Consider the following 20,892-nt stretch of genomic DNA (forward strand, 5'->3'; position numbering starts at 1 on the left):
AAGCGCTGCGCCTGTCACCAGGACGCAGCCTTTGGGGCGCGGGGATCAGTAGTTGTAGAGGTCCAGATCGCCGAAGTGTTTCTGCTGGATCTGCGCGTAGATACCCTTGTCATGCAGGGCCTTGATGGCGGCATTGAGCATGCCTTTGAGTTCTTCGTTGCCCTTGCGCACGCCGATGGCGATGTCGGAGGGGACCAACGGGTCGCTGATGCCTTCACTGTTCTTGAAGTCAGCACCTTGAGGGGAAGTCAAAAAGCTCATTTGCGCCTGCATCTTGTCCTGGATCGAGGCGTCGAGACGGCCAAATACCAGGTCGGCGTAGACCTGATCCTGATTCTGATAGGCCCGCAGTTTCACACCGCCCGGCCCCAACTTGGCCTTGGCGTAGGTTTCCTGGATCGTGCCCTGCATGTAACCGATGGTCTTGCCCTGCAGCGACTCGGCGGTGGGCAACAGCCCGGAATCCTTGCGAGTGACGATGGCGGTCGGCCCTGCATACAGGCGGTCGGTGAAGTCGATCTGTTTTTTGCGCGCATCGGTCACGGTCATCGACGATTCGATGGCATCGAACTTGCCCGCCTTGAGCGCCGGAATCAGCCCGTCGAAGTCATTGCTGACCCACACGCATTTAACCTTCAATTCGGCGCAGATCGCATTGCCCAAATCCACGCCAAAGCCCTGCACGCCGCCATCGGCGGTGGAGGATTCAAAAGGCGGGTAGCTCGGGTTGACGCCGAATCGCAGCTCCTTCCATTCCTTGGCACTGGCGCCGGTGGTGCAGCACAGCAATGCGATTGCCGACAAGCTCAGCCATCTAGTCTTCATCTTCTTGAATCCCGATTTATTTGGAATTATCGCGGCCAGGCTAACCCGGCCACCTTTATGGGCAGGAACAGAGAGTCGATGCGGCTAACACCGCAACAGCGTTCTTATTGTTTTGCACGGTGGGCCGCACTCAGCGGCACCCGGCCTGAAACCCTCGGCAGAAGGCTTCAAACCCGAGGCCAGAATGCCAAGAGATGAGCGGGTACAGGTGTCGTACGGGCCGGTGTAGACACCCGGATTGCGCTGATAAGGCTGTTTTGACAGCCGAATCTGTCGTGAGCCCGGCCCACGGCGGTATTCAGAAAGGAATTCTCCACCGCCATTACAAAAATGCAGGCAAGACCTGCACATATGCCGGTTGTACATCACAAATTTGCACTGTTACGATCCAGCATCGCTCGCGCGCGAGCTTCTCTATAAAGAACAATAAAAGCAGGGAGTTAGTGATGACTGCTCAGGTTTCTTCTCCGCGGACTTCGTCCATGGATGCCACGCAAAACGAAGTGCTGGCCGAGGTTCGCAACCACATCGGTCACCTGACCCTCAATCGCCCCGCCGGCCTCAACGCCATTACCCTGAACATGGTGCGTAACCTGCAGCGTCAGCTCGACGCCTGGGCACTGGATCCGCACGTACACGCGGTGGTGTTGCGCGGTGCTGGCGAGAAGGCGTTCTGTGCTGGCGGCGACATCCGTTCGCTGTACGACAGCTTTAAAAACGGCGACACGCTGCACGAAGATTTCTTCGTCGAGGAATACGCCCTCGACCTCGCGATTCATCATTACCGCAAACCTGTGCTCGCCTTGATGGACGGTTTTGTCCTGGGCGGCGGCATGGGCCTGGTGCAAGGCGCCGACTTGCGGGTGGTCACCGAGAAAAGCCGTCTGGCCATGCCGGAAGTGGCGATCGGTTATTTCCCAGATGTCGGTGGCAGCCATTTCCTGCCGCGCGTTCCCGGTGAACTGGGGATTTACCTCGGCGTCAGCGGCGTGCAGATCCGTGCGGCCGATGCGCTCTATTGCGGCCTCGCCGACTGGTACCTGGAAAGCGACAAGCTGGGCACGCTGGACGAGCAACTCGATCAACTCGAATGGCACGAAACGCCGTTGAAGGACCTTCAAGGTCTGCTGGCGAAACTGGCGGTGCAACAGCTACCCGACGCGCCATTGAGCGCGTTGCGTCCGGCCATCGATCACTTCTTCGCCCTGCCCGATGTGCCGAGTATTGTTGAGCAACTGCGTGAAGTAACGGTCGCCGACAGCCACGAGTGGGCCATGACCACCGCCGACCTGCTGGAAAGCCGTTCACCGCTGGCCATGGGCGTGACCCTGGAAATGCTCCGTCGTGGTCGGCACTTGAGTCTTGAAGACTGCTTCGCCCTTGAGCTGCACCTGGACCGTCAGTGGTTCGAGCGCGGCGACCTGATCGAAGGCGTGCGCGCCTTGCTGATCGACAAAGACAAGAAGCCGCGCTGGAACCCGCCGACCTTGCCGGCGCTGGACGCCGAGCACGTCGCGAGTTTCTTCAGCGGTTTTGACCAAAGCGGGAGCTGAGCCATGCACGATATCGAATTGAGCGAAGAGCAAGTCATGATCCGCGACATGGCCCGGGACTTTGCCCGCGGCGAAATCGCCCCCCACGCCCAGGCCTGGGAAAAGGCCGGCTGGATCGATGACGGTCTGGTGGCGAAGATGGGCGAACTCGGTCTGCTGGGCATGGTGGTGCCCGAGGAATGGGGCGGCACCTATGTCGACTACGTCGCCTACGCCTTGGCCGTGGAAGAGATTTCGGCCGGTGACGGCGCCACTGGCGCACTGATGAGCATTCACAACTCCGTGGGTTGCGGTCCGGTCCTCAACTACGGCACCGAAGAACAGAAACAGACCTGGCTGCCGGATCTGGCCAGCGGTCAGGCCATCGGCTGCTTCTGCCTGACCGAACCCCAAGCTGGGTCCGAAGCCCACAACCTGCGCACCCGCGCCGAACTGCGCGACGGCCAGTGGGTGATCAACGGCGCCAAGCAATTCGTCAGCAATGGCAAACGGGCGAAACTGGCTATCGTGTTTGCGGTGACCGATCCGGACCTGGGCAAGCGCGGCATCTCCGCGTTCCTGGTGCCGACCGATACCGCGGGTTTCATCGTTGATCGCACCGAACACAAAATGGGCATTCGCGCGTCTGATACCTGCGCGGTGACCCTGAGCAACTGCACGATCCCTGAAGCCAATTTGTTGGGTGAGCGCGGCAAAGGACTGGCGATTGCCCTGTCGAACCTCGAAGGCGGCCGCATCGGCATCGCGGCACAAGCGCTGGGCATTGCTCGCGCGGCGTTTGAAGCAGCGCTGGCCTATTCGCGGGATCGGGTACAGTTCGACAAGCCGATCATCGAGCACCAGAGCATTGCCAACCTGCTGGCTGATATGCACACCCGGTTGAACGCAGCACGACTGCTGATCCTGCATGCCGCGCGGTTGCGCAGTGCCGGCAAGCCGTGTCTGTCGGAGGCTTCACAGGCCAAATTGTTTGCGTCGGAAATGGCCGAGAAAGTGTGTTCGTCGGCGATGCAGATTCACGGCGGGTACGGGTATCTGGAGGATTACCCGGTGGAGCGTTACTACCGGGATGCGCGGATTACGCAGATTTATGAAGGGTCGAGCGAGATACAGCGGATGGTGATTGCCCGGGAGTTGAAGCACTACCTGGTGTGAAACCTTAAAAGCATCGCGAGCAGGCTCGCTCCCACAGTGGATCTCCAGTGTTCATGAGATCCCTTGTGGGAGCGGGCTTGCCCGCGAAGGCGTCCGTGAGAATGCTACATCACTTGCCTTGGAATTCGGCTTCACGCTTGGCAATAAACGCCGCCATCCCTTCTTTCTGATCCTGTGTGGCAAACGCCGCATGGAACACCCGACGTTCAAAACGCACACCTTCCGACAGGCTCACTTCAAACGCGCGGTTGACGCTTTCCTTGATCATCATTGCAATCGGCAACGACTTCTTGGCAATCAACGCCGCGACTTTCAACGCTTCCTCCAGCAACTCATCAGCCGGAACAATCCGCGCCACAATCCCGCAACGCTCCGCTTCCACCGCATCGATCAAGCGACCGCTGAGGCACATTTCCATGGCCTTGGCCTTGCCCACGGCGCGGGTCAGGCGCTGGGTGCCGCCCATGCCCGGCAGTACGCCGAGGTTGATTTCCGGCTGACCGAACTTGGCATTGTCGCCGGCCAGGATGAAGTCGCACATCAGCGCCAGTTCACAACCACCACCCAAGGCGAAACCGTTGACGGCGGCAATGATCGGCTTGCGGCGGTTAGCCACACGATCGCTGTCGCTGAACAGGTCGTCGAGGTAGATCTGCGGGTAGGTCAGCTCGGCCATTTCCTTGATGTCGGCACCGGCTGCAAAGGCTTTTTTTGAGCCGGTGAGCACGATGCAGCCGATGTTCGAATCAGCTTCCAGGCCATCGAGGGCGTGGTTCAGCTCGCTGACTATCTGTGCGTTCAACGCATTCAGCGCTTGCGGGCGGTTCAGGGTAATCAGGCCCACACGGCCGTGGGTTTCCAGCAAAATCGTTTCGTAATTCACAAATGACTCCTTCTCAAAGATTGCGCGAAATAACCATGCGCTGAATGTCGCTGGTGCCTTCGTAGATCTGGCAAACGCGTACGTCGCGGTAGATCCGTTCCAGCGGGAAATCGTTCAAGTAACCGTAACCGCCGAGGGTTTGCAACGCCGAGGAGCAGACTTTCTCGGCCATTTCCGAGGCGAACAGCTTGGCCATGGACGCTTCGACCAAGGCCGGTTTGCCGCTGTCACGCAGCGCCGCCGCGTAATGCACCATCTGCCGAGCCACAGCGATTTGGGTCGCCATGTCCGCCAGGCGGAACGCGACCGCTTGATGTTCGATGATCGGTTTGCCGAAGCTTTCACGCTCGCGGGCATAGTCGCGGGCTGCTTCGAACGCAGCGCGGGCCATGCCCACCGATTGCGAAGCGATGCCGACACGGCCGCCTTCGAGGTTGGCCAGGGCGATTCGATAACCTTCGCCCTCCTCGCCCAAGCGGTTGGCCACCGGCACCTTCACGTCTTCGAACAGGATCTGGCAGGTGTCCGAGGCGTGCTGGCCGAGTTTGTCTTCGACCCGTGCGACTTTGTAGCCCGGCGAATCGGTCGGCACGATCAGCGCCGTGATGCCGCGCTTGCCGGCACTTGGGTCGGTCACGGCGAACACGATCACCACCCCGGCGTTCTGCCCGGAGGTGATGAACTGCTTGCAGCCGTTCAACACGTAGTGATCGCCTTCCAGGCGGGCGCGGGTTTTCAGGCCGCTGGCATCGGAGCCGGCCTGCGGTTCGGTCAAGGCAAACGCCCCGAGCATCGAGCCGCTGGCCAACGGTTTGAGGAATCGCTCTTTTTGGTCGTCGTTGCCGTACTTGAGAATCGGCACGCAACCCACCGAGTTGTGCACGCTCATGATGGTCGAGCAGGCGCCGTCGCCGGCCGCGATTTCTTCAAGGGCCATGGCGTAGGCCAGGTAGCCGGTGTCACAACCGCCCCACTCTTCCGGCACCAACATGCCGAAGAAGCCCAGCTCGGCCATCTCGCCGATGGCTTCCTTGGGAAAGCGATGCTCACGGTCCCACTCGGCGGCGAACGGTTTCAGCCGTTCCTGGGCAAACTGCCGGGCCGCGTCGCTGATCTGAAGTTGTTCGTCATTGGGAATCATGGTGAATCCTTTAAATCCGGGGTACGGCACAGAACTCTGTGGGAGCCAGCCTGCTGGCGATGGCGTCGTGTCAGTCAATGTCTACTTTTATGACACACCGTCATCGCCAGCAGGCTGGCTCCCACAGGGGTGAGGTTGACCTAGTACAGGCATTCAACGGCCATGGCCGTGGCTTCGCCGCCGCCGATGCAGATCGCTGCAACGCCGCGTTTCAGGCCTTTCTGGCGCAGCGCCGAGAGCAAGGTCACGAGGATCCGCGCCCCGGATGCGCCGATCGGGTGGCCGAGGGCGCAGGCGCCGCCGTGAACGTTGATCTTCTCGTGGGGGATTTCCAGTTTGGTCATGGTCACCAGACTGACCACGGCGAAGGCTTCGTTGACTTCGACCAGATCGACTTCGTCCAGCGACCAGCCGGTTTTCTTCATCAGCTTCTCGATCGCGCCCACCGGTGCCACCGGGAACAGGCCCGGGGTGTCGGCAAACGCCGCGTGGCCGTGAATCACTGCCAGTGGTTTCAGGCCGCGCTTTTCAGCTTCGGAACGGCGCATCAACACCAGTGCCGCAGCGCCATCGGAGATCGAGCTGGAGTTTGCCGCCGTCACTGTGCCGCCATCGCGGAACGCCGGTTTCAAGGACGCGATCTTGTCCAGTTTGGCTTTCGGTGGCTGTTCGTCGTTGCTGATCAGCACCTGCTCTTTGCCGACGGTCACGGTGAGCGGCACGATCTCGTCTTTGAAGCTGCCATCCTTGATCGCCTGCTGCGCGCGGGTGGTCGAGGCAATGGCAAACGCGTCCTGGGCTTCACGAGTGAAACCGTTGGTTTCAGCGCAATCCTCGGCGAAGGTGCCCATCAGGCGACCCTTGTCGTAAGCGTCTTCCAGACCGTCGAGGAACATGTGATCAAGCACACGACCGTGGCCCATGCGGTAACCGCTACGGGCGCGGTCCAGCAGATACGGCGCGTTGGACATGCTTTCCATGCCGCCGGCGACAACCACGTCGGCGCTGCCGGCCACCAGCATGTCGTGGGCCAGAATGGCCGCTTCCATGCCCGAACCGCACATCTTGTTGAGGGTGGTGCAGCGGGTCGATTTATCCAGCCCGGCGCCCAATGCAGCCTGACGCGCTGGCGCTTGGCCAAGGCCGGCGGACAGGACGCAACCGAACAGCACTTCTTCAACCGAGTCTGGCGCCACACCGGCACGTTCGACGGCGGCGCGAATCGCCGCAGCACCGAGTTGCGGTGCGGTCAGGCTTTTCAGTTCGCCCTGGAAACCGCCCATCGGGGTGCGGACGGCGCTGACGATAACAATGGGATCGTTGGAAATAGTCATGACAAATCCTCCTTACTTGGCGGCCATGCGCAAGGCGCCGTCGAGACGGATCACCTCGCCATTGAGCATGCTGTTTTCAATGATATGCCTGACCAGCCCGGCATACTCGCTCGGTTTGCCCAAGCGCGGCGGAAACGGCACGCCAGCCGCCAAAGATGCGCGGACTTCCGGGGTCATGCCAGCCATCATCGGGGTTTCGAAAATGCCCGGGGCGATGGTCATCACGCGGATGCCGAAGCGCGCCAGTTCACGAGCGGCGGGCAAGGTCAGGCTGACGATCGCGCCCTTGGAGGCGGCATACGCGGCCTGACCGATCTGGCCGTCATAGGCGGCAGCCGAGGCGGTGTTGATGATCACGCCGCGCTCGCCGTCAGCATCGGCTTCGGTTTCGGCAATCGCCGCCGCGGCCAGGCGCAGCATGTTGAAACTGCCGATCAGGTTGACGTTGATCACCTGGCTGAAATTGGCCAGCAGGTGCGGGCCGTTCTTGCCGAGAATCTTCTCACCGCGCACGATGCCGGCGCAGTTGACCAGGCCATTGAGGCCACCAAAGGCTTTGACCGTCGCCTGCACAGCAGCTTCGGCCGCAGCTTCGTTGCTGATGTCCGCCACCACGCTTTGCGCGCCGAGACGTTCAGCCTGGGCCGCAACGGCTTCGGCGTTCATGTCCACCAGCATCACTTTGGCACCGGCCGCGACCAGCATTTCAGCCGTGGCCGCACCGAGGCCGGATGCACCGCCGGTGACGAGAAAAACCTTGTTTTCGATCTGCATCATTGTTTCCTTGGATTCAAGCTGAAACGTTCTTCGCGGCGGCCTCTTGAGCCTTGGCGATTTCCTGGTTGCGCAAGATAAAGCGCTGCAATTTGCCGCTTGGGGTTTTCGGCAATTCGCTGACAAACTCGATTTCACGGGGGTACGAGTGCGCGGCCAGTCGTTTGCGCACGTGTTGGCGCAATTCTTCGGCCAGTTCCGGCGCCGCGCGGTATTGCGGACTGAGCACGACAAAGGCCTTGACCAGTTCGGTGCGTTCCGGATCGGGCTTGCCGACCACCGCCGCTTCAACCACGGCCGGGTGTTCGATCAACGCGCTTTCCACGTCGAACGGACCGACGCGATACCCGGAGGTGGTGATCACGTCGTCGCTGCGACCGACGAAGCTGATGCTGCCATCCGGGTTCCACTCGACGGTGTCGCCGCTCAGGTAATAGTTGCCGACGAAGGCCTTGGTCGGTGCGCCTTCGTAACCGGCGAACCAGCACATCGGCGACTGGGTGCGATCGATGGCCAGAATGCCCGGTTGGCCGACGCCGAGTTCCTTGTACTCGTCATCCAGCACCACGATGCGGTGGCCCGGCGAGGCAAAACCGGCGGCGCCCATGTGGATCGGGTGCTCCAGGCCATGGTGATTGCACAGCACCATACCCAGTTCGGTCTGGCCATAGTGGTCGTGGATGACCACGCCGAGGTTGTCGGCGAACCAGCGAATCACTTCCGGGTTCAGCGGCTCACCGGCGCTGCTGACGATGCGCAGCTTGCCCTTGATCGAACGGGCGAACTCGTCGCCACCGGCGATCAACAGGCGATAGGCCGTCGGCGAACCGGTGAGGTTGGTGATCCCGTATTTGTTGATCACCCGGCAGGTGCTTTCGAGGGAGAACGGGCCATCGTAAAAGGTGATCGGATGCCCCATGGCCATCGGCCCGGTGACCCCGAAATAAATGCCGTAGGCCCAACCCGGATCGGCGAGGTTCCAGAAGGCGTCTTCAGGGCGCAAGTCCACGGCGTCACGGGTGTAGCTCTGGAAGGCGACGATGGCCTTGAGCGGAACGGACAGCGCTTTCGACGGACCGGTGGTGCCCGAGGTGAACATCAGCAGGAACGGGTCTTCGCCCGTCAGCAGGACCGGTTCGCACTCGGCAGAATAATTGGCCAGTTCGGCCCAGAAGCTGTAATCGCCGCGGACGATGCCCTGGCCTTTGGGACCGGCCACGGTGACGATGGTCGGGCAGTCGGCGACTTCAGAGAGTTTGGAGCGATTGCCCGCGTCGGTGACCACCGCTTTGGCGCCCGAGGAGCTGAGGCGGTGTTCGATGGCTTTCGGGCCGAATGCCGTGAACAGCGGCTGGTAGACCGCGCCGATGCGCCAGGTGGCGAATACGGTGATCAACAGTTCGATGTTACGTGGCAGGAGACCGGCAACCTTGTCGCCTTTTTTCACGCCCTGGGCCAGCAGGAAATTGGCGAAACGCGCGGCTTTGTCCTGCAAGTCGCTGAAAGTGTAGGTCGCGCTGGCGCCATCGCGGCCTTCCCAGAACAGCGCGATGCGCCCCGGCAAGGCATGCCGGTCGCAACACTCGACGCAGGCATTGAGGGCAGTCAAATCGCCTGCGAGTGCAGCGTCGACGGTGTGCTGATAATTGAACTGTGATGTAGCAGACAAGTAATCGCGCATTGCCAGAATCCCTTTGTTTTTTTATTAGGCTGGGGAACCTCGATTAACAAGGAAATACTCGCTCTGCGCGGGGCGCGGGACAATGGTCAAAGCTATCAAGTTGCGTGACTGGTTTGGCCAAGATTGGAGAGATACGGCGCCTGCCAGGGCCTCATCGCGAGCAGGCTCGCGCCCACAGGGGAACGCATTCCAAATGTGGGAGCGAGCCTGCTCGCGATAGCGTCAGACCAGACACCACAGGCTTCGGATCAGTCAGCTGGCTTCGTTGAGGATCAGGCTGCGGTAATGCCCGGGATTTGACCCCGACCACTTGCGAAACGCCTTGTAGAACGAGCTGGTATCGGCAAAGCCCAGCCGCGTGGCGATCTCGGCAAAGCTGATGGTCGGTTCTGCCAGCCAGACAATCGCCAACTCCTTGCGCACGCTGTCCTTGAGCCCCTGGTAAGTCTGGCCCTCTTCGGCGAGGCGTCGACGCAAGGTGGAAGCCGACATGCACAGCTGTTGTGCCAGGGGTTCGGTTTCCGGCCAGTGTTCGGCGGGCAGTTGTCGCAAATCGTGCTTGATCCGGCTGGCCAGGCTCTCCGGGTCGCGGTACTTGACCAGAATATTGGCCGGCGCATGGGCCAGGAAACGCTTGAGTTCTTCCGGGCTGCGCTTGATCGGCAAGTCCAGGCACTCGGCGGAGAAAATCATCCGCGTGCGCGGCCGGTCGAAACGCAGGTTCTCGGAGAACATCACCTGATAGTCATCGCAGAAGTCAGGCTGCGGGCAGCGCAACTCGATGGCCAGGATCGGAATTCGCCGCCCCGCCAGCCAGCAGGCGACGCCGTGAACGATCATCCAGTAGGTGAAATACGTGAAGGCGCGGCGCGGGTCCTGGTCGTCTTCGAGCAGGACGATTTCCGCCAGGCTTTGCTGACGAACCAGTTGCGCGGGCAGGTGTTCGAGCATCAACGACAAAAAGCTCAAACCCGAGGTCAGGCCGGCAGCCAGGCTCGGCTGGACCATGGAGCAGCGACAGAGAAACTCCAGACTGCCGGATTTGAGTTTGCGCGGGTCCATGCCAAAAAACTCATCGTCCCCACGTCGGGCCAGTAAACGCCACAGACGCGCATAAGCGGTGGCCGGCACGCGTGCATCGCTGCTGTCGAGCAGTGCCGGATCGATACCGACCTTGGTCAACACCTCATCGGTGGTCGCCCCGGGGGCGCAACTTTGCAACAGTGCTTCACGCACCAGTTGAATGGAGATGGTGTCTTTTTCCGACATTGACCGAGCTAAGCCCTGTTCTTGTTTGAAGTGGTGGGCCTATTTGCCCGCCGTGCTACAGAATCCGGTACAACAACCGCTCGATCCGCACCCGACTCACGCGTTTGAGAAACTTGGCCACCCCTGGCGGGTACTCCAGCAGCGTTTCCAATTCCTGGTATCGCTCGATGCGACGGGTGTTCTCGAAAATCTCCGCCAGCTCCTTACGTCGCGGCTCCAGCAACTCGCCTTTCGGATCATCGATCAGCAAGGCGTTTTCCAGATCGAGCCGGAACGCCCGCGGGTTGAGGTTGTTGCCGGTCAGCAAAGTGTAGCGCTGGTCGATCCACATGCCCTTGAGGTGATAGGTGTTGTCGCCGTCACGCCACAGATGCAGGTTCAACTGGCCGCTGTCGACGCTGCGATGATGACGCTTGGCGAAGCGCCGCAGGCTGATCTCGTAAAGGTAAGGCAGCGCCGAAATCACCTTGAACGGCTCGCTCGGCGGAATGTAGAAGTCGTTGGCCGTCTTGTCGCCGACAATGATGTCGATCTTAACGCCGCGTGCCAGTGCCCGGTTGATTTCCCGGGTCACGGCCAGCGGCAGGTTGAAGTACGGCGTGCAGATGGTCAGTTGATGCTGAGCGCTGGCGATCAACTCGCAAATCACTCGACTCAACGGGTTGTTCTTGCCGACACCGAGCAACGGGCTGACCGACAAACTGCCCTTTTCCGTGGTGCCAGTCGTGGTGTCGTACGCCGCGTGCTTGAGGCGACTGCGCAGGTCGCCGATGTCGTTGCGCAGGCTGCGGGTGGTCGGCAGGTTTGGCAAATCCAGACGATGCACCGCTTTGGAGGCGATCAGACCGTGCTGGATCAGGTGCTGCATCGAATCGGCCAGGGCGCTGTTCTGCAGCAGGTGATAACGGTCGTAGCGGTACTTGTCGAATTTGTGCAGGTAAACGTTGTTCAGGCTCGCGCCGCTGTAGATCACGCAATCGTCGATCACGAAGCCCTTCAAATGCAACACGCCGAACAGCTCTCGGGTCTGCACCGGAACGCCATACACCGGCACTTCACTGGCATGAGTGCGGGTGGTTTCCTGATACCAGGCCGAGTTGCCCGGCTGCTTGCCGGCGCCGATCAAGCCGCGCTGGGCGCGCAGCCAGTCAACGACGACCACCACGTCCAGTTCCGGACGTGCCAGTTTGGCCGCGTGCAAGGCATCGAGAATTTCCTGACCGGCTTCATCCTGTTGCAGATAGAGCGCGACGATATAGATGCGTCGGGTGGCGCTGGCGATCTTTTCCAGCAGGCACCGACGAAACTCGGCAGCACCGGAAAGGAAGGTGACGGCATCGGCGGTCAGCGGAAAACTGCGCAGTTTAGGCAGCAGAGAGCGTTTGAAAAGCGACGGCATAGGGCTCGCAAAAAGGTCGAATCCGAAGAACCCGAGAGCTTACACCATGGATCGGCTCGGGTCTTGTGAGTGTCTGTAAAGGCCCCTTCGCGAGCAGGCTCGCTCCCACATTGAAATGCATTCCCTGTGGGAGCGAGCCTACTCGCGAAAGCGATTTTTCAGTCAACAAAAAATATCTGCTTGACCAAGGAGAACGATCGTTCTACTGTTCGCAACATGAACGAAATAACCAGCAACGACACACGCGACATCATTCTGGATGTCACCGAAAAGTTGATCTACAAAAGTGGCATCGCGGCCACCGGCATGGATCTTCTGGTGAAAACCGCCGGCGTTTCCAGAAAGAGTATTTACCGCTACTTCGCCAACAAGGAGGAGCTCACCGTCGCGGCGCTGCAACGCCGTGATGTGCGCTGGATGCACTGGTACCGAAGCGAAGTCGACCAGGCCGAAACGCCGGCCGACCGCTTGCTCAACCTGTTTACCGTACTTAAGGCCTGGTTCGCCTCCGAAGGCTTCCGTGGCTGTGCATTCATCAACACCAGTGGCGAAACCGGCGACCCGCAAGACCCGGTTCGCCTGGTTGCCAAAGAGCATAAACAGAAGCTGCTCGACTACGTGCGCGAGCTCTGCACCGAACATGGCGCCACAGACCCGGAGACGCTGGCCAAACAGCTGCTGATCCTGATCGACGGTGCCATTACCGTGGCGCTTGTCATGGGTGATCACAGTGCCGCCGATAATGCGCAATGCATGGCGCGAAAGTTATTGGACCTGTAACACTTTAATCAAGCCCGACAACTTGCTAGAACTTTACTTTGATAGGGAGACTATTAATGTCTGATGCCGAAGTTCGTCCGCCATTGCCGCCGTTCACCCGTGAGTCGGCCATCGAAAAAGTACGCCTGGCCGAAGATGGCTGGAACTCCCGCGACCCGGAACGGGTATCGCTGGCCTACACCCTGGACACCCAATGGCGCAACCGCGCCGAGTTCGCCTACAACCGCGAAGAAGCCAAAGGCTTCCTGACGCGCAAATGGGCCAAGGAACTGGATTACCGCCTGATCAAAGAACTTTGGGCCTTTACCGGCAACCGCATCGCCGTGCGTTATGCCTACGAATGGCACGACGACTCGGGCAACTGGTTCCGCTCGTATGGCAACGAAAACTGGGAGTTCGACGAAAACGGTTTGATGGCCAATCGGTTTGCCTGCATCAACGACATGCCGATCAAGGAAAGCGACCGCAAGTTCCACTGGCCGCTGGGCCGCCGGCCTGACGATCACCCAAGCTTGTCCGACCTGGGCCTGTAACTTCACATAGACCAAATGTGGGAGTGAGCCTGCTCGCGATGACGGTTGAACATTCAACAAATAAGTTGCCTGTTACACCGCTATCGCGAGCAGGCTCACTCCCACAGGGTTTTGGGGTGTTCAGGCGACCGCGGCCTGCTGCCTGGCCGCTGCATTAGCTTCCAGCTCACGCACCAACGGCAACACCCGCTTGCCGAAATACTCCACTTCTTCCTGGAAGTGCAGAAACCCCGCCAATACCAGGTCCACGCCCACCGCTTTCAACGCGACGATCCGCTCGGCAATCTGCTGCGGCGTGCCGATCAGGTTGGTCTTGAAGCCGTCGTTGTACTGCACCAGATCGTCGAACGTCGACTTGGCCCAGTTGCCCTCACCCTCAGGTGACGCCCTGCCCGCCTGCTTCGCCGCATCGCCGAACGCATTCACCGCCTCGGGGTCCGCCTGATCGATGATTTGCGCCAGCACCGCTCGCGCTTCTTCTTCGGTGTCGCGGGCAATGACAAACGCGTTCACGCCGACTTTCACCGAATGATTGTTCGCCGCCGCCTTGGCGCGGATGTCATCGACCTGGGCCTTGATGCCTTGCGGGGTGTTGCCGTTAGTGAAGTACCAGTCCGAAACCCGCGCCGCCATGTCCCGAGCCGCGCGGGAACTGCCACCCTGAAAGATTTCCGGCTGACCCAGCGGTTTGGGTTTTAGGCTGTAGTTGTCGAAGCGGTAGAAGTCGCCGCGAAAGCTAAAGTTGTCCTGGCTCCAAATGCCTTTCAGCGAGCGGATGAATTCTTCGGAGCGGCGATATCGCTCGTCGTGTTCCAGCCAGTGTTCGCCAATCGCCTGGAATTCACCCTTGAACCAGCCACTGACAATGTTCACCGCCACCCGGCCGTTGGTCAGCTGGTCGATGGTTGCCAATTGCTTGGCCGCCAGCGCCGGTTGCCAAGGGCCGGGCAGGATCGCGGCGATCACTTTCAGTTTGGTGGTGGCAGCGAGTAGCGCGTGGCTGAAGGCAACCGATTCGTGCTGGTACTCGGCGCCGTAACCGGCGGTGAAGCGGATCTGCGTCAGGGCGTATTCAAACCCTGCCTCTTCGGCCAGTTGCGCCAGTTTGCGGTTGTAGTCGATGCCCCAGTGGGTGCGTTGCTCGATCTTGCTGACCACCAGCCCGCCGCTGACGTTCGGCACCCAGTAGGCAAATTTGACGGCTTGCTGACTCATTGGCATGTCCTCGGGACGTTAGGGATGTCCTGGGGTGAGAGCAGCAACCGTGCCAGCGCACAAATCGCGGGGTGAGCGAGAACTGTGGCGAGGGGGTTTACCCCCGTTGGGCTGCGAAGCGGCCCCAAAAAACAGGACTGCTGCGCAGTCCAACGGGGGTAAACCCCCTCGCCACAAAGTGTGGTGTGCCTGGGGCAAATTGCTGATGCACTGTTGTTACAGCAACAATTCACTGCGTACCGACATCCAGTTTCTCCAGTAAATCCTGGCTCGCGAGCTTCGGCATGGACCCTGCAATAGCCCTGGCAAACGCAACACTTTCTACTGCCGCCCCAAGGAGCTGTCCCATGACCGAACACCAGGTAATCAATCCGCTGTCCATTGGCACCGACTATGAAGCGCTTGCCGAAAGATTCCGGCCGATCTTCCAGCGCATCGCCACCGGTGCCGTTGAGCGCGAACAGTCCCGCAGTCTTCCGTACGAACCGATTCAGTGGCTCAAGGACGCCGGTTTCGGCGCGGTGCGGGTGCCGATTGAATACGGCGGTGGCGGTGCCTCCCTGCCACAACTGTTTGAGTTGCTGATCGAACTGGCCGAAGCCGACTCCAACATCCCTCAGGCCTTGCGCGGACATTTCGCATTCGCTGAGGATCGCTTGAACTCGCCACCCGGGCCGACGCGGGATCTGTGGTTCAAGCGCTTCGTCGACGGCGACATCGCCGGCAACGCCTGGACCGAAACCGGCAACGTGGCGATTGGCGACGTCATCACCAAAGTCTCGCCCCACGGTGACCAATGGCGGCTCAACGGCGAGAAGTTCTACAGCACCGGAAGCCTGTTTTCCGACTGGATCGACGTGTACGCGCAACGCAGCGACACCGGCGGCGATGTGATTGCCGCAGTCCGGACCCGCCAGCCGGGCATCGTGCTGAGCGACGACTGGGACGGCTTCGGCCAGCGCACCACCGGCAGTGGTACTTCACGGTTTATCGATGCCGATGTAGAGGCCAAGAACATCATCGACTTCGCCACTCGCTTCAAATACCAGACCGCGTTTTATCAGTTGGTGCTGCTGGCAACCCTGGCCGGGATCGGTCGTGCGGCGTTGCGCGATGTGGCTCATCAGGTGCGTGAACGCAAACGTATCTACAGCCATGGCAATGCGCAGCATGTCAGCCAGGATTCGCAGGTGCAGCAAGTGGTCGGCGAAATCGCGGCATTGGTGTATGCGGCCGAAGCGAGCGCCTTGAAGGCTGCACAACCGGCGCAGCGGGCTTATCTGGCGCGTTTCTCGGGTGATGAGGCCGCGGAAAAAGAAGCTAATGTCGCGGCGGAAATCGAATCGGCCAAGGCGCAGGTGGTGGTGTCGGAGTTGATCCAGCGAGCGACCACTGCGCTGTTCAATGCGCTGGGGGCTTCGGATACTCGGGTGGGTAAATCGCTGGACCGGCATTGGCGCAATGCGCGGACGGTGTCGTCGCACAATCCGGTGATCTACAAGGCACGGATTGTCGGGGACTGGGCGATCAACGGGACCGAACCGCCGTTTGTGTGGCAGATCGGCAATGGTCCGCACAACTAACCACCACCGCGCTGATCGTTCCCACGCTCCGCGTGGGAATGCATCCCGGGACGCTCCGCGTCCCAGCGTTAACAGCGGACGCAGAGCGTCCATGGCGGCATTCCCACGCAGAGCGTGGGAACGATCAGCTGTAGGAGGACAACTTTATAGGTAAGATATCGGCCCTTCCCCGCAGCCTTGTCCTGCACCCCGCCGAATAAGCCGATTCCATGCCTTTCGAACTCAGTGTTGACCTCACCACCCTGGCCATTCTGGCCCTCGTCGCTTTCATTGCCGGTTTCATCGACGCCATTGCCGGTGGCGGTGGTCTGTTGACCACTCCGGCGCTGCTGACCGCAGGCCTGCCCCCGCATCTGGTGCTGGGCACCAACAAACTCAGTTCGACGTTCGGCTCGGCCACCGCCAGCTTCACCTTCTACCGACGCAAGCTGTTCCATCCAAGGCAGTGGATGCACGCGATTGTCGGCACGCTGGTGGGCGCGCTGACCGGTGCCGTGGTCGCTCACTACCTGCCGGCTGAATGGCTGAACAAGATGCTCCCGGTAATCGTTTTCGCCTGCGGCGTCTACCTGTTGTTTGGCGGCACGCCAAAAGCGCCGCTGGACAGCGACGCACCGATCAAGAAAAAGTGGCAATCGACCCAAGGCTTCGGCCTGGGCTTTTACGACGGTGTGGCCGGTCCCGGCACGGGCGCGTTCTGGACCGTCAGCACGATGCTGATGTACCCCATCGATTTGGTGAAAGCCAGCGGCGTGGCGCGCAGCATGAACTTCGTCAGCAACATTGCGGCACTGTCGGTGTTCGTGTTTTCCGGGCAAGTGGACTGGATCATCGGCCTGAGCATGGGCCTGTCGGTGATGGTCGGGGCGTTCTTCGGGGCTCGCACCGCCATCAGCGGCGGTGCGAAGTTCATCCGCCCGGTGTTCATCACCGTGGTATTGGGCTTGACCGTGCGGCTAGCCTGGCAACACTGGTTCAGCGTGGCCTAAGCGCCGCGCCACATAGACGTCGATCAGGTAACGGGCAATCGAGCGTGACGCCGGCAACGGCGGCAGCTCGTGCACGTTGAACCACTGGGCGTCTTCGATCTCGTCTTCCTGACACACGATCTCGCCACCGGCGTACTCGGCATGGAAACCCAGCATCATCGAATGCGGGAACGGCCAGCACTGGCTGCCCATGTACTGGATGTTCTTGACGTCGATCTGCACTTCTTCGCGGACTTCACGAATCAGGCAGTCTTCGGCCGATTCGCCCGGTTCGGCAAACCCCGCCAACGTACTGTAGACACCGGCGACAAAACGCGGCGAACGCGCCAGCAGGACTTCATCGCCCCGGGTCACCAGTACGATCATGCTCGGCGAAATGCGCGGATAGCTGCGTAAATCACACGGCTCGCAATACATCGCCCGTTCCCGGGTCACCTGGGTCATCGCCTGTCCGCAGTTACCGCAAAAGCGGTGTTCGCGGGCCCAGGTACCGATTTGCGCGGCGTAGCCGAGCATCTTGTAAACCGTATGGTCGCCTTCGAGCATGAACGCCCGCAGGCCTTTCCAGTTGCAGCCCGGCACTTCGCTGTGACTGCGTAGCTCCAGCAAATAGACCGGTTCGCCGTCCAGGTGACCGATGCCATGTTCGGCGAGGATCGACAGGTCCTGGCGCTTGAGCCATTCGCGGGGGAACAGCGCGCCATTGTCATCGAACAGAAAGCCTTCGGGGCTGCGCGCCACCGCCCAGCCGCCGGGCTGATCGGTGTCCAGTACTGCAGTGGTCCAGCGTGAAGTCATTTTCAATCAATCCAGAAATTCAGGTTTCTGTTTGCTCATATGGGCGGCCATGGCCACGCGCAGATCGTTGGATTGCAGCATGGCGGCGTTCCAGGTGGCGACGTATTCGAGGCCGTCGTCGATGCGATGGTCGCGCATGTAGCTGATCATCTCTTTGGTGCCGGTGATCGCAATCGGCGACTTGCTGGCGATCTCCCGGGCGATGCCCATGACACCGTCGAGCAGGCTGGCGGTGTCGCTGTAAACGCGATTGACCAGGCCCATGCCACGCGCTTCTTCGGCGCCGAACGTGCGACCAGTGTAAGCCAGTTCACGCAGCATGCCGTCACCGATGATCCGCGGCAAGCGTTGCAAAGTGCCAACATCGGCGGCCATGCCGATGTCGATTTCCTTGATCGAGAATTGTGCGTCTTCAGCGGCGTAACGCATGTCGCACGCGGAAATCAAATCAATGGCGCCGCCCAGGCAATAACCCTGAACCGCCGCCAGTACCGGCTTGCGGCAATTGTCGACGGCATTGAAAGAGGCTTGCAGGGCGAGAATCTTGCGACGCAGCAGGCGCGCGTTGCGCCCCACGTCCTTGCCCAGTTCATTGGCCACACCGGCCAGCATCATCAGGTCGATGCCGGAAGAAAAATGCTTGCCCGCACCACTGAGCACCACCACGCGGACTTCATCGGTGTCGTCGACCCATTGGAAAATCTCGATGATTTCGCTCCAGAACGCAGCATTCATCGCATTGATCTTTTCTGGCCGGTTGATCTGCACATGGGCGATTTTATCGGCCAGTTCGACGGTGAACGCAGTGTACTGAGACATGGCAGTGATCCTTTTACCGGGCAGAAAATGAGGCCCGGACTATAACAAGGCAACATGGCCGGCTGTAAGGCAGCGGTTCGGCCAAAGACAGGACTGGTCGTTATGCACCACAACAGTGCGCGAACGTGACCGCGCTTCGCACATTCATGTGACACCTAAATTATTTTTTGAGGCAAAAAGGTAAAAAAACATGCCCTTCATCGGGGCATTTTCCCTTCCAAGCGGTACGTCCGTACCTCTTTAAACCGATTGTCGAACAATTTTGCCATCCGGCGTCCCCCGCTCTAAGTTCTGGCCTAGACTCAGTTCCGCCAGGTAAAACCGGTCGGTCACAAAGTGAAAAAAAAGTCGAAACTTTTGCCGGTCGTGACGAGTCAGCTTAAAAGGAGGTGCGTTGCGACTGGTGCAATCCTTGCAACGATCTCTCCAGCCATTGTGCTTCAACGTGTTGGCAGCGTTTGCTCACCGATGCGTAGCGCGTTTGCGCCCGGCCACAGGAATTGGCCACGAAACAACGTTTCTGCCAGACCTAAGAATTAGATCAACAACATGGGAGATTCATATGATCAGTGCGGCTTTAGATATTCAGGGAGAACGTGCTCATCAGCAAGTCGGCGAAACAAGCGCCGTGAGTGCCCCCAGTCACCAATCGATCAGCGTCCCCGGCACCAAGACGCTGGCACCGGTGGCCAGTCGGAATCCCAACAGGAAGAAAGTGCTGTTCGTCACCTCGGAGATCGCCGACCTGGTGAAAACCGGTGGCCTGGGCGACGTTTCAGCAGCGCTGCCGCGAGCCATGGCTCATTTGCATGATGTGCGAGTGTTGATCCCCGGTTATCCGCAAGTGCTGCACAGTGAAAACCCGATTCATATCATTGGTGAGCTCGGTGGTCACGCCGCGTTGCCTCCCTGCAAGATCGGGCGTATGGACATGCCTGACGGTCTGGTCATTTACGTGTTGATCTGCCCCGAACTCTACGAGCGCGAGGGTTCGCCTTACGGCGCCAACAACGGCCGCGACTGGCCGGACAACCACATTCGTTTCGCCCGCCTGGGCCTGGCAGCCGCCGATATCGCCGCCAACCTCGCACAAATTCACTGGTGCCCGGACCTGGTGCACGCCCATGACTGGCCTGCCGGTCTGGCACCTGCTTACATGCACTGGCGTGGACAGCGCACCCCGACGCTGTTCACCATTCATAACCTCGCCTACCAGGGCGTGACCAGTCTTGGGTCGTGCCCGGAACTGGGTATTCCCATGCATGCCTTGCAACAGGAAGGCATGGAGTTCTACGGCAAGATGTCGTTCCTCAAGGCCGGCATGGCTTATTCGAGCCACATCACCACCGTCAGCGCCACCTATGCCCAGGAAATCACCACCCCGGCCTTCGGCTGCGGCCTCGACGGTTTTCTTGCCGCCAAGACCCAGCAAGGTCTGCTCAGTGGCATTCCCAATGGCATCGATGAAAGCTGGGACGCGGCCACCGACCCCCATTTGTTCTGCCCCTTCAAAATTGGCGATTGGGAAGGCAAAGCGGTCAACGCCGCCCACGTGCGTGAGCTGTTCGGCCTGGAAGATTCCAAAGGTCCGTTGTTCGCCGTGGTGTCGCGACTGGTCTATCAGAAAGGCCTGGACCTGACTGAAGCCGTCTCCGAGTACATCGTCAAATCTGGTGGGCAGATCGCGATCATCGGTCGTGGCGAGCCGGAGGAAGAACAAGCCATGCGTGAACTGGCCCTGCGTTTTCCAGGCCAGATCGGCGTGCGCATCGGTTTCAACGAGACCGACGCCCGGCGCATGTTCGCCGGCAGTGATTTCCTGCTGATGCCTTCGCGTTACGAGCCTTGCGGGCTGAGCCAGATGTACGCCCAGCGCTTCGGTTCGTTGCCGGTGGCACGCAACACCGGAGGGTTGGCCGACACCATTGAAAACGGCGTGACCGGTTTCCTGTTCGACGAATCCACTCCTGAAAGTTATGAGGAAGCGCTGAGCCGGGCCTTCAAGGTTTTTGCCTTCCCCGACCTGCTCAATGCCATGCGCTGCCGGGCCATGGCCGCGCCTTTCAACTGGTGCAAGGCGGTCGAACCGTACGCCGAACTCTACGAAAAACTGGTGACCAAAGCGCTGGGCAAATCGGGCAAACATTAAGAGGTTTTCAAA

General features: G+C 60.2%; 18 protein-coding genes. 7 read left to right on the forward strand and 11 right to left on the reverse strand.

Annotation, left to right across the window (positions count from 1 at the left end; genetic code table 11):
- Positions 1-45: 45 nt before the first annotated feature.
- Positions 46-825: a transporter substrate-binding domain-containing protein gene (locus BLW70_RS19630; protein WP_074876729.1), complete on the reverse strand. Its 780-nt coding sequence runs from the start codon at positions 823-825 to the stop codon at positions 46-48.
- Positions 826-1,271: 446 nt separating this feature from the next.
- Here BLW70_RS19630 and BLW70_RS19635 point away from each other — a divergent pair, with 446 nt between their 5' ends.
- Positions 1,272-2,378, forward strand: a complete 1,107-nt coding sequence (locus BLW70_RS19635) for an enoyl-CoA hydratase/isomerase family protein (RefSeq protein ID WP_074876731.1) — start codon at positions 1,272-1,274, stop codon at positions 2,376-2,378.
- A 3-nt stretch (positions 2,379-2,381) separates the two neighbouring features.
- Entirely contained in the window at positions 2,382-3,533 is a 1,152-nt protein-coding gene (locus BLW70_RS19640) for an acyl-CoA dehydrogenase family protein (protein ID WP_074876732.1), read from the forward strand.
- A 109-nt stretch (positions 3,534-3,642) separates the two neighbouring features.
- Here the strand turns inward: BLW70_RS19640 and BLW70_RS19645 are convergent, their stop codons facing one another.
- The 7 genes from BLW70_RS19645 to pssA all read right to left on the reverse strand — a co-directional run bounded on the left by BLW70_RS19645 (position 3,643) and on the right by pssA (position 12,014).
- Positions 3,643-4,416, reverse strand: a complete 774-nt coding sequence (locus BLW70_RS19645; protein ID WP_030131385.1) for an enoyl-CoA hydratase — start codon at positions 4,414-4,416, stop codon at positions 3,643-3,645.
- A gap of 13 nt (positions 4,417-4,429) precedes the next feature.
- Positions 4,430-5,557, reverse strand: a complete 1,128-nt coding sequence (locus tag BLW70_RS19650) for an acyl-CoA dehydrogenase (RefSeq protein WP_074876733.1) — start codon at positions 5,555-5,557, stop codon at positions 4,430-4,432.
- A gap of 140 nt (positions 5,558-5,697) precedes the next feature.
- Positions 5,698-6,891 carry an acetyl-CoA C-acyltransferase gene (locus BLW70_RS19655; RefSeq protein WP_074876735.1) on the reverse strand — a complete coding sequence of 398 codons (1,194 nt, stop codon included), beginning with the start codon at positions 6,889-6,891 and terminating at the stop codon, positions 5,698-5,700.
- Positions 6,892-6,903: 12 nt separating this feature from the next.
- Positions 6,904-7,665, reverse strand: a complete 762-nt coding sequence (locus BLW70_RS19660) for an SDR family NAD(P)-dependent oxidoreductase (protein ID WP_074876737.1) — start codon at positions 7,663-7,665, stop codon at positions 6,904-6,906.
- Positions 7,666-7,681: 16 nt separating this feature from the next.
- The gene (locus tag BLW70_RS19665) at positions 7,682-9,346 is read right to left on the reverse strand and encodes an AMP-binding protein (protein ID WP_074876740.1); all 1,665 of its coding nucleotides are present in this window, start codon (positions 9,344-9,346) and stop codon (positions 7,682-7,684) included.
- A 252-nt stretch (positions 9,347-9,598) separates the two neighbouring features.
- Positions 9,599-10,615: an AraC family transcriptional regulator gene (locus tag BLW70_RS19670; protein WP_074876742.1), complete on the reverse strand. Its 1,017-nt coding sequence runs from the start codon at positions 10,613-10,615 to the stop codon at positions 9,599-9,601.
- 55 nt (positions 10,616-10,670) lie between these two features.
- Positions 10,671-12,014, reverse strand: coding sequence for a CDP-diacylglycerol--serine O-phosphatidyltransferase (gene pssA / locus BLW70_RS19675; RefSeq protein WP_074876745.1), 1,344 nt, complete (start codon positions 12,012-12,014; stop codon positions 10,671-10,673).
- 216 nt (positions 12,015-12,230) lie between these two features.
- Here pssA and BLW70_RS19680 point away from each other — a divergent pair, with 216 nt between their 5' ends.
- Both BLW70_RS19680 and BLW70_RS19685 read left to right on the forward strand, forming a co-directional pair.
- Entirely contained in the window at positions 12,231-12,794 is a 564-nt protein-coding gene (locus BLW70_RS19680; protein WP_074876746.1) for a TetR/AcrR family transcriptional regulator, read from the forward strand.
- Between the two features lie 56 nt (positions 12,795-12,850).
- Positions 12,851-13,327 carry a nuclear transport factor 2 family protein gene (locus tag BLW70_RS19685; RefSeq protein ID WP_074876748.1) on the forward strand — a complete coding sequence of 159 codons (477 nt, stop codon included), beginning with the start codon at positions 12,851-12,853 and terminating at the stop codon, positions 13,325-13,327.
- 120 nt (positions 13,328-13,447) lie between these two features.
- Here the strand turns inward: BLW70_RS19685 and sfnG are convergent, their stop codons facing one another.
- Positions 13,448-14,542, reverse strand: coding sequence for a dimethylsulfone monooxygenase SfnG (sfnG, locus tag BLW70_RS19690; RefSeq protein ID WP_074876751.1), 1,095 nt, complete (start codon positions 14,540-14,542; stop codon positions 13,448-13,450).
- A gap of 347 nt (positions 14,543-14,889) precedes the next feature.
- Between sfnG and BLW70_RS19695 the strand changes: the two genes are divergently transcribed.
- Both BLW70_RS19695 and BLW70_RS19700 read left to right on the forward strand, forming a co-directional pair.
- Positions 14,890-16,125 carry an acyl-CoA dehydrogenase family protein gene (locus BLW70_RS19695; protein WP_074876752.1) on the forward strand — a complete coding sequence of 412 codons (1,236 nt, stop codon included), beginning with the start codon at positions 14,890-14,892 and terminating at the stop codon, positions 16,123-16,125.
- Between the two features lie 209 nt (positions 16,126-16,334).
- Positions 16,335-17,114 (forward strand): TSUP family transporter, encoded by a 780-nt coding sequence (locus tag BLW70_RS19700; RefSeq protein WP_008152714.1) that lies wholly within the window; start codon positions 16,335-16,337, stop codon positions 17,112-17,114.
- Here BLW70_RS19700 and nudC read toward each other — a convergent pair.
- Together nudC and BLW70_RS19710 are read right to left on the reverse strand one after the other, a co-directional pair.
- Positions 17,082-17,912 carry an NAD(+) diphosphatase gene (gene nudC / locus BLW70_RS19705; protein WP_074876754.1) on the reverse strand — a complete coding sequence of 277 codons (831 nt, stop codon included), beginning with the start codon at positions 17,910-17,912 and terminating at the stop codon, positions 17,082-17,084. The two genes, BLW70_RS19700 and nudC, sit on opposite strands and share 33 nt — an antisense overlap.
- 6 nt (positions 17,913-17,918) lie before the next feature.
- On the reverse strand, positions 17,919-18,731 hold the full coding sequence (locus BLW70_RS19710) for a crotonase/enoyl-CoA hydratase family protein (protein WP_074876755.1): 813 nt from the start codon (positions 18,729-18,731) through the stop codon (positions 17,919-17,921).
- Positions 18,732-19,293: 562 nt separating this feature from the next.
- Between BLW70_RS19710 and glgA the strand changes: the two genes are divergently transcribed.
- Entirely contained in the window at positions 19,294-20,880 is a 1,587-nt protein-coding gene (glgA, locus tag BLW70_RS19715; protein ID WP_074876758.1) for a glycogen synthase GlgA, read from the forward strand.
- Positions 20,881-20,892 lie beyond the last annotated feature (12 nt).

Origin of the sequence: Pseudomonas frederiksbergensis (assembly GCF_900105495.1) — a bacterium.
In the GTDB taxonomy this organism is placed as follows: domain Bacteria; phylum Pseudomonadota; class Gammaproteobacteria; order Pseudomonadales; family Pseudomonadaceae; genus Aquipseudomonas; species Aquipseudomonas frederiksbergensis.